The organism is Planktothrix sp., from assembly GCF_046067725.1.
Classification (GTDB): Bacteria; Cyanobacteriota; Cyanobacteriia; order Cyanobacteriales; family Microcoleaceae; genus Planktothrix.
On the sequence record NZ_JBJUDF010000071.1, the window covers coordinates 1 to 10285 of the forward strand.

General features: G+C 36.8%; 8 protein-coding genes. All 8 read right to left on the bottom strand.

The window, feature by feature from the left end:
- On the bottom strand, window positions 1–261 hold a 261-nt coding region (locus tag ACKPEB_RS04080), incomplete at its 3' end, for a hypothetical protein (RefSeq protein WP_408963533.1).
- Window positions 262–282: 21 nt separating this feature from the next.
- Window positions 283–513 (bottom strand): tetratricopeptide repeat protein, encoded by a 231-nt coding sequence (locus tag ACKPEB_RS04085; protein ID WP_408963541.1) that lies wholly within the window; start codon window positions 511–513, stop codon window positions 283–285.
- A 21-nt stretch (window positions 514–534) separates the two neighbouring features.
- Window positions 535–1500, bottom strand: coding sequence for a hypothetical protein (locus tag ACKPEB_RS04090; protein ID WP_408963534.1), 966 nt, complete (start codon window positions 1498–1500; stop codon window positions 535–537).
- A gap of 137 nt (window positions 1501–1637) precedes the next feature.
- The gene (locus ACKPEB_RS04095) at window positions 1638–1799 is read right to left on the bottom strand and encodes a hypothetical protein (RefSeq protein ID WP_408963535.1); all 162 of its coding nucleotides are present in this window, start codon (window positions 1797–1799) and stop codon (window positions 1638–1640) included.
- Between the two features lie 37 nt (window positions 1800–1836).
- On the bottom strand, window positions 1837–5595 hold the full coding sequence (locus tag ACKPEB_RS04100; RefSeq protein WP_408963537.1) for an AAA-like domain-containing protein: 3759 nt from the start codon (window positions 5593–5595) through the stop codon (window positions 1837–1839).
- Between the two features lie 71 nt (window positions 5596–5666).
- The gene (locus ACKPEB_RS04105) at window positions 5667–7871 is read right to left on the bottom strand and encodes an ATP-binding protein (RefSeq protein ID WP_408963538.1); all 2205 of its coding nucleotides are present in this window, start codon (window positions 7869–7871) and stop codon (window positions 5667–5669) included.
- A 125-nt stretch (window positions 7872–7996) separates the two neighbouring features.
- On the bottom strand, window positions 7997–9970 hold the full coding sequence (locus ACKPEB_RS04110) for a carotenoid oxygenase family protein (protein ID WP_408963539.1): 1974 nt from the start codon (window positions 9968–9970) through the stop codon (window positions 7997–7999).
- A 126-nt stretch (window positions 9971–10096) separates the two neighbouring features.
- Window positions 10097–10285, bottom strand: a 189-nt coding sequence (locus ACKPEB_RS04115) for an AAA-like domain-containing protein (protein WP_408963540.1), incomplete at its 5' end; no start/stop codon positions are given.

Sequence of the window (10285 nt, forward strand, 5' to 3'; positions counted from 1 at the left end):
CTGATTAAAATATTCTAGCATTTTTTCCGAGTTTTCTTGCTCTCCATAGCGTTCAGCAATTTTAATCAGAAAACTCGCTTCGCCTTGGTCATCTTGCCATTTTTGATAAATTTTTCGGGCTTGATGATAAACTTCTTTTTCTTGGGCTTCATTTTTTAGTTTAGAATAAATATTTGCCAAGTTAAATAAAATAATGGGTTGGCGATAGTCAAATATTAATGCTTGTTGTTCATCACCGAGTTTAGCGTAAAATTCACTCATGTTCTGAAGCGTTTCTAATTCTTATTTGTAGAATTCTAAGGCTTTGTCTACCTCTCCTAATCGAAAGTACATTAACCCCAAGCGGTCTAAAATATTAGCTTCTCCAACTGCATCGCCAATTTCCTGATAAATGTCTAATACTTGAGTATAAAATTCTAATTGTTTTTCACGATTTTCTAGGCTACGATAGTAATCAGCGATGCGGGTTAGGGTTATTGCTTCTCCCTGTTTATCACCTATTTCTTGGTAAATCTTTAAGGATTGATTGTAGAATTATAAGGTTTTCTGTTGATGGTTTGACCCCCAATAATCAGCCCCAACACTCAACAGCTTTGCTTCGCCTTGACGGCTAGTCAAATCCTGATTATCGAAAGACTGATTATTTTTCTGGTAAAAAGCTAAAGCTTGATTAAATAAATCCCACCCGACTTGCTCATTTCTGTATTCAATCAGATGTAATTCACTCAGATGACCTAACACTAATGCTTGTCCTTTTTGATCACCGATTTGTTGATAAATTGCTAAAGATTTCTCAAGTAATTTTTGTTTATCTTCTTCATCCTCATGTAAATAGGGACTTCTCGCCATTGCATTGAGAAGACTGGCTTCTCCAGATAAATAATTAATTTCCTGGTAAATTTTCAGAGATTGTTGATAAAACTCTAAAGGTCTTTTAGAATCTCTATGCTGTTGATTTAACCTGAATTGTGATAGCCGAGAATCGATGAAAAAATCGTGTTCAAAACTAAACTGTTCTTCTTCTTTCCCTTGTTCTAAGTTCGCAATATAAATATTTCCAATTTCACTTAGGGTCAATGCTTCTTGAAGGCGGTTTCCCAGTTGTCGGTATAGGCTTAAAGCTTCGGTGTAGCGTTCTAATGCGGAGGCGGTTGCACCTATATTTTTATAAATTTCAGCCAGTTTAAGTAAGGTAAATGCTTCTTGAGATGTATCTCCTAATTGTTGCCATTTTAATCGTGCTTCTGACCATTTTTTGAGTGCTTCTAGCTGAGATGGAATTGTTCTTTGTTGTGTCAGTTTTTCGGCTTCATTAACAAGCTGTTGTGCTTCTGTAGAGGTTTGATCAATTTGGGAAAGTATTTCTGACGGTTGCAACTGAGGTACATTTTGATGGCTAGATTCTGCTGTCCCAATTTCTGACAGGAGTACCAGATAAACCCAAAACGTTAAACTGAGTCTAATTGACTGTTTAATTAAATTCGTAGATACATTCCTCATTTTTTACCTCTGCTTCATCAGAATTTTAAGTTAAGTCAATCTAACGCCAACTTAGTCTTTACTACTTCTACTTATTTCTTAGCGAACTGGACTTATGCAATTTTATAGTATTTGGCATAATCATTGATGCCATCACATCATGCAGGGGATTCGGGCTTTTTCTTCAATTTTGGAGTTAAATGTTCTGGAATTCCAGCCAATTGAATCGCTTGACAATCCAGTTTATAGGCAAATTCAATCGATTCTCCCGCACCCAACGCATCTGTGATCAAGACGGTATTGCTTGTGAAGGTCAGCAATGTTAAATTAAAAACAAATGCTTAGTATAAGCGTTTTTTAAAGATATCGCTCAATCCAATTAACATTAAAGACCAATTCATAAATCCGGTTATGAACTCTGAGCAAACCCTGTTGCTTAACAATTAAACCGGATAACAGTAATTCCTTTTCCTCTGGACTATCATCTGCCATTATCTCTCCTTGATGTAAAATTTTTCCATAAATTTCTAACAGCTTACGGGTCGGCTGTTGACTGTTAAGAATGCGATCGCGAATCGTTCTAAGATGTTCTGGCTCATCCTGGGATTCCCATTTTTCGATCACATAAGTTTGCACTAAATTTTCAATCCATTGAGCTTCATTTTGACTCGGAACAACAGACGAAGAATTGCGGATTAATTGGCAAATTTTTTGGGATAGAAATGGTTGTCCATTTGTCCAAAATAACACCTCCTTCAGCACGGTTTTAGGGTGAGTTACTTTTTCTTTCAATCCATGCAGCAACGGTTGAGCTTCATGAAGTTGAAAGCCTTTGAGTTCAATAGCTCGACCAATATTAAAGGGCGTTCTTTGAACGTCAGTAATCAAATCTGAAGGGGTCGCCACTCCAAACAATGCAAAGGTTAAGCGTTGATAGGCGGGATTAATCCCCCGTTGATTATAACAGGAACGAATCCAGGCAAAAAACTCGTTAACTGAGAAATTTAAAGCCAAGATATTATCAATTTCATCTAAAAAAATAATCAATTTCTGCGCTGGATTATCAAGTTCTATTCCCACTTCAGTCAGCAAAATTTTCTCAACAAATTGGCTCAATCGTTGCAAAGGAGAAAGAGCAAGATGCTCATTCCACCAAGCTTTCAGATTAAATTTACCTAATAAATTAAAACTCTGACACAATTCTACTACTAACCCTTTATACCATTGGTCAGGTGTAATATTTTCACTCCCGATACGGGTCATGTCAATCGCCGCGCAGAAAAATCCCTCTCGTTGAAGTTGGTGCATCATGCTAACCATCAAGCTTGATTTCCCCATCTGACGGGTATTCAAAATATAACAAAACTCTCCTCGTTTCAACGCTTTGTACAGGTCACGGTCTGCGGAACGCACCACATAAGTTGGAGCATCACTGGGCAAACTTCCCCCGACTTGATAATCATAAGTTGAAGCTTCTTCTGTACTTCGTAACAGTGCATTTTCAACCTTCAAAATTTCTAATTGAATCCGTTCCGCCTCTGATCGTTGGCGTTGAGTAATGTCTTGAAAAGCAGCGATCGCATAAACAATATCACCCTTTTCATTAACAATCGGAGTGGCGGAAACTTCCAAAGGAATCACCTGATCTCCTTGTCGAATTTCCATATCATTAATCGTCGTCTTTTCACCTTTTAATGCCCGTAAAATCGGCTGCTGTTCCGTTGGGTAAAATTGCTCTGTTCCCACTTGATAAACTTGATAAATTTCAGTTAATTGATCACGGGTTGCTTCGGGTATAATTCCCTTCCCTAGAATCTGTTGTGCATTTTGATTGGCGTAGTAAGGCGTACCATTGGCATCCGTTACAAACACACCCACTGGAACAGCTTCCAAAAATTGCTTGACTCTTCTTTCACTTTCCCGTAATGCTACATAAAGTTGAGCATTCTGAATCGAAATCGCAGCTTGAGATGAAAGAATTTTTAACACTTCTAAGCGGTCAGGAGTAAAGGCTCCCACACTTAAATTATTTTCTAAATACAGCAGACCAATTAGTCGGTTTTGATGGATAATCGGCGTACATAAAATTGATTTAGGTTGGAATTTAACCAGATAAGTATCGGTGGTAAATATTCCCTCACGGGTGGCATCGGTTAAAACAACATCTTCCCGTGTTCTGGCTACATAATTAATCACAGATATTGGTAATTGATGACTTGTTTCTATTGGGATTGATTGACAGACAATCACCTGATTTTGCTCTAAATCACTCTGGGCTTCTATGAACAGTTTGCCGTCTTTTTCTAAAATCAAATAACCTGTTTTAGCCCCAGCATTCTTGATCGTAATTTTGATTAATTTTTCCAGCAGTTTCTCCAGATCAATTTCGCTGGCTAAGGCTTGTGACGCTTTAATTACAGTGGTTAAGTCTAACATAGTGGTATGACTAGCAGTGGGTAAAAAGGTCTGATTTATAGAAGTATTCAGTGGAACTACAGGCAATACGGATGGGTTGGAAATTAATTGTGGATATCGGAACTCTAAATCTTGAACCTTGGCTGTCGCTTCCCAACGAAGGTAACAATAGTGGGCTTTAGTCATGTAGGTCTGAGCAATTTCTATTCTTTCTAAAGATAAATAGAATTCTGCTGCTAGTTCATAAGCGAGAGCTTCTTCTTGAATATAACCTTGTTCCTTTGCCCCTTTGATCGCACGTTCGTAATACTCCATTGCTTGCAGATCTAGCCCTAAAACCCGCGCTTTTTCTGCTTCTACCAGATCATATTTATGCTGATAATTCATCGGGCAATGATCCGCCCAATATTTCATCTTTCCCTGATTTTTAATAACCTGATTAAGATATTGTTCTCGGTTACTTTCGGTTTCTTCATTTTTAGAAGAACTACCAGTATAAGACTCTGCCAAAAGAGCCAGAGAATAGTAGAAATTATGCTGAACGAAGATAATCCCAGCTTGGACAAATCCTGAATAGTTTAAACCTATTGTAGCATATTTTATCGAATTTTTAAAATCTTTAAATAAATAATAAAGCATACATTTAGCAAAATATAGGCTAAATAGAGAAATTAAGTTATTACTATTTTTTAAATAAGATTCAATTTTATCTTCATTGATATACTGACCAATTAAAAGGGTTTCTTTTGTAGCTTCTCCTCTTAAATTTGCTACTAACTGCCCGTCTATACTCGCCATATTTAACTGATGTTCTTGTTTAAAGTTTTTAATAAAGCTAATATATTGCTTTTGCTTCTCTTGTACATATTCCAAATTATTAGCATTAAAAAACAAGTGGGAACAGTAGAAATTTGCAGCATGACAAGCATATTCTATATCTCCTACATCTAAGCCACTCTGAATAGCTTGAATAAGGGGTTCTATGGTTTCTCTAGTATGCTTTTTCCAGTGTGTAATATTAATAGAGATTGATAAATATGATTTGGATTGAAATTCTTTAGCATCTAAAGAAATTAATAGGATTTCAGCTAAATGACCTAATTTGTATGCAAAATCTATGTCCGGTATTAACCAACTTATGAGAGCGCCATAAAGAGCATAGCCATAAATAGATGCGGGTGAATTCCCATATTGTCTAGAAATTTCAACCATAGTATATAAAATAGGTAAAACTAATGTACTTTCTTCAAAACAAGCAGGGGGTAATATAAGCATTAAACTTTCCATTGCTGCAAGTTTACAGGGATTAGTCATTCTTGGCAGTTTAGCTAATTCCTCAAGATTCAGTCCTTGGGGTGGTGATTCAGATAGAGTGACCCCCAGCATTTTGATGACTTTTAATCCAGTTTTTATGGCTGACTTTATTTGATTTTGAGCGAGCAATAGTTTGATTTTTATCTCATATAACTGAACTTTCTCAAGTGTAGCTTTTGCTGTTTTTAGAGCAATATCACACAGCCTTGCAGACTGCTCTAAATTAGCATTAAGGTATTGTGCTTCTGAAGCTTCCAAATAGAGAATAAATGTTAAGTGATATTGCTGCTTCCAGCTATCTAACCCTAAAAGTTCTAAAGCTACATTCAAGTAGTTGATAGCAGCATCATAAGCCGTAGATGTTTTCGCTTTCTTTCCGGCTCTCAAATTTAATTGAGCCAGTTCATACTTTTCGGTTTGATGGGTGAGTAAATCAATCCCAAAATTCAGTTGATTAACTAGGGTAAAATATTATCTTTTTGTTCTTGCGGAGTGATATTTTTGAGCAGCAGTTGACCAATTTTTAGGTGAGTTGCTTTTTTTTCAGCTTCAGAAATCAAAGAATAAGCGGCTTGTTGCACTCGGTCATGCAAAAACTTGTACTCAACTTCAATCTCATGCACGTTTAAATTTGCTGCTTCTGTTTCAGAAAAAGTGAGCGGAATTTTATAGGCATCGGATTGAGGTAAAATTAAACCTGCTTGAAGTGCCGGAAAAAGTTCTTTAGCTGTCGATAAATTGGATTCTTCGTTAACAATCGCTAGAATATTTAAGTTAAAAATATTGCCAAGACAGGCAGCGAACTTTAAAACCTTTTGGGTGTTGCTTGGCAGTTTTCTGATATTGGTAGAAATCAGTTCAACTAAATCGGAGTCAAATATAGCTGTAGCTTGATCCTGCTTACAATCCAACTCCCATCTATTATAATTATTCTGATAAAATAAAATTTTTTCGGTATAAATATTTTGAAGTAATTGAATGAAGAATAATGGATTACCTTTAGCTTTTGTAAAAAGTAGTTTTGATAATATATTTACTATATCAGGAGTTGCATTTTCTCCCAAGCTCTCTTCTATTAATTGTGTAACATGACGAAGAGATAAAGGTTCAACACTGACATTATTGATCGCAGTTCCACTTTTTCTAATTTTTTCTATCGTGTGAATTAATGGATGAGTTGGGCTGACTTCATGATCTCGATAAGCTCCAATTAAGAATAAATATTGACTGCTGTGATCAGTGCTGATTAGTTGAATTAACTTTAGAGATGCTGGATCTGCCCACTGTAAATCATCTAAAAAAATAACAAGGGGGTGTTCTCGTTGACAAAAGACATTAATAAATTGTTGAAATACCCGATTAAATCTATTTTCTGCTTCGGATGAACCGAGTTGTTTGACTTCCGGTTGAAGCCCAATAATCAGTTCAACCTCTGGAATAACATCAACAATCACTTGACCGTTGGGTGTTATGGCATTGAGCAGTTTCTCTTTCCAAGCAGCAATGTTTTCTTCGCTTTCTGTTAATAACTGACGAATTAATTCTTGAAAAGCCTGAATCAAAGCGGCATAGGGAATATTTCGCTTGTATTGATCAAATTTCCCAGCAATAAAATACCCTCGTGCTTGTATGATCGGTTTATGAACTTCATGAACAATAGAGGTTTTGCCAATCCCTGAGTAACCCGAAACAAGCATGATCTCGGTTGTTCCTTGAGTAACTCTGGCAAACGCATTTAAGATAGCTTCCACTTCTTGCTCTCGTCCATAAAGTTTTTGCGGGATAAGCAGTTGATTACCGCGATCGCGCCGACCGAGTGCAAAAGTTTCAATTTTTCCGTTCGTTTCGAGTTGCAACAAACATTGTTCTAAATCAAATTTTAGTCCCGCAGCACTTTGGTATCGATCTTCAGCATTTTTGGCTAAAAGTTTCAGGATAATATTTGAAATAGCTTCAGGAATATTTGCTGTTTCTGAAGGGGAAATTGGCTGTTTGGCAATATGAGAGTAAACTAATTCAATCGGATCGAAAGAATTAAACGGTACAGTTCCAGCCACGATTTCATAAAAAGTAACACCTAACGCATAAAAATCTGTTCGGTAGTCAATAGAGCGATTCATTCTCCCAGTTTGTTCGGGGGAAATGTAAGCAAGGGAGCCTTCTAGTAATTTGGGATTACTAATGGTTTGTTGCTCTTTAGGGAGAGTAATCGCATGACTAAAGCCAGTAAGCTTTACCTCATTCGTTTTCGAGTTGATAAAAATATTGCTAGGGTTAATATTTTTATGAATAATTGACAAATTATGGAGGTAAATTAAGGTTTCTGTTAGAGAAATAGCAAGGGTTAGAAAATCTTTGATAGAGAGTTGATTAGCTTGGATTAACTGAGATAGAGGTTGACCACCGAAATCTTCTAAAACCAGAGCTAAACCATTTTTATAATTCTCCAGTTTATAAGGTCTGATAATTCCTGTGCAAGCTAAATTTTGAGTAATTTTATATTCTTGTCTAAAGCTAGTAAGATCTTCCAGTGTTGGATATTCAACTTGCTGAATTTTAATCAGGGCAGACTGTTCATTTTGTAGATTTAGCCCTCGGTAATAAATAATTTTTCCTTCAGCGTATACTTTTTCTTTGATGTTATATCCGAGAACATTAATCATAATTAAAACCGATTTTTTAAATTTATTAATATGAAAAATGCTATATTTCTAGTATTTAATCCATTTTGTAACCAGTAATTCAACCTAAGTAAAGACACGATATATCGTGTCCTTATTCCTTGTCACTAAAAGCGTGGGTAAACGTCTTTCTCAAATAGGTCTTTAATCTCTTGCTTGAGTTGCCCTTTTTCTGGCGGACTAAGAAAGATCAAATGATCATCTTCTATAAAGTTTAGTAACTTCTCGACTGCTTCTTGGTAATCTTGTTTAACAGGAATGTTGTAGTTAGCCTGACGAGGACTAATATTTTGTAACCATGCTGTGTGCAATGACAATCCAAGGTTGAGTTGAGGATGGTACAACTTACAGAGTGGGTTCTGGTTTAAGTTTTCAGCATCAAAAATCCAAATTTCATCACGTTCTGGAGTAAAAACAATACAGACAATGTAACCATTCGTTGAACTTTCTTCCCTACCTCGCTTCGGAACAAATTGCGGTGAAAACACCATGTAACCTTCTGGGAACTCGTAGTAATCTTCGATTGTCATTGACGAAGTATGCAATCGGTATAAGCAAGCTGGTTTGCCTTGTTTAGCAAGTTCAAGAAATTCCGCTAAAGGCACTTCTCTATATTTATACTTGTTATATTGCTCGTACATAAACTGAGTCGTTAGCTCTTTCCAAAGACCAAGAGAAACCCAGTAAATATTATCTAAATTACTGGGAGTCATACCAGAAGAAGGTAGCCTGTCGAGATAAGTGTATAATCCTGGGCCCCAAGTGCAGGGATCGTGCTTCTTTAAGATGTTCTGAGATTCAATAATTTTCGGTTTTTCGCTATTAACATCTATCACATAGCGTCCCATAAAGCCAATGTCCATTTGACCTGGGTGCATTCCGAAAAGCTCGTGCGGAACAGTTTCATTATTGTAGACTGATTGATCCTCATCACGCAGCCATTCTGCAATATCCCAAGCACAAATATGGGCAATATGAAGTGTAATTTTGTTGTTAGGATTTTCATAATCCACTAAAAAATGTGCGGCTTCACGAGGAATCTTGACTTTATGGGCTACAACTTTTTCTTCGTTCTCTTGTAATTTATTGCGCTCAACAATATATAGCATGGTATCTGGTGACGGTATAAAGCGGGCTAACTCTTTGATTAGGGGAATTTCAGGAAAGTTAGAGATTACCTGCTCAATTCCAGTCGCAAAGGCTGTATCCATAAGCACTACATAATCTTGAGTCACTCCTATTTGATGTATACTTTGCCGAATTTTGACGGGTGAGCCATTCAGGTTGATTAGCTGCCATTTTTGCAGGGAGTTTACGCCATCCCATCTCATCAGATTGGCAAAGTTATTAGTCCATAAATTCGATTCAAATATTATCTTTTTTAATAAAGCAAGAGCTATTTTATATCTTTCTTGATCCGTTCCTCTGGATGTCTCATCGAATTTTTTATTAAAAACATCAAGGATTCTATCTATTCCTAAAATATTAGGGAGTGACCTGCTATAATTAACCGTAAACATCTCGGATTTATGCGGATCAAAAGCCGGATGTGCAGTGCTTAAAATGGGTTTAAAGGGATATGGAGGTTGATCGAGCAGTGCTTCCCATTCTTTCATTTCCCCAATTGGAGTGACTGCTTCGAGAGTTTCTGTATCAATTTCATAGGGGCGACCTGCATCATAAGTTACGAGTAAACGTTCATGGGTATCTCCAGAAAATTTTATAGGCAGAAAAGCTGTATTTAACTCATTGCGAAAGCCCAGCAAGTCAGAAAATCTCACGAGGCCATAATTCCGAAATTTTAGCAATTTATTATTATTATCATGGGTTACTTTGTCAGCCCAGTAATCCGGTGACTTGGCAATTTTTCGCTTCAAACTGACTTTACCTTTCTGATCAAAATCAAGCCGATAAATCATTCCGTCACCATTCATAAATGTGTTGCCATTTTTATCTGGCAAACCTTTAGAACTGACAGTACCAACGGGTGCAACGATAAAAATGTGACCCTGCAAATTATCTGGCAGATTTCCCTCAAAGATTTGCATTTCGATAGAAGATTCATCCCGATAGGCATTCATAATTGCTCGCGGGACTTTAGGAAAATTACTGACCATCGCTCCTCCTTTAAGACTGCAACACTAACAAATAAGATTTAAGTAGAGTAAGAGATTATTTAGCATATAACTTATAGCGAATCAGCAATCTCATCTTTTTCTTAAGGTCTGCTGGAAATACTCCCGGTACAACGGATAACTGGGCATTGCTTTATTGCCATCTAACTGAATTAACCCCATGCTGCTCAATTTGTAAGCTAGGATAGGTTCTAATGGCACAGGTTCAGGGGTAGTCATAGCCGTATTAAAAGCGAATGCTAACTCCTGCTGTTCTTCCAA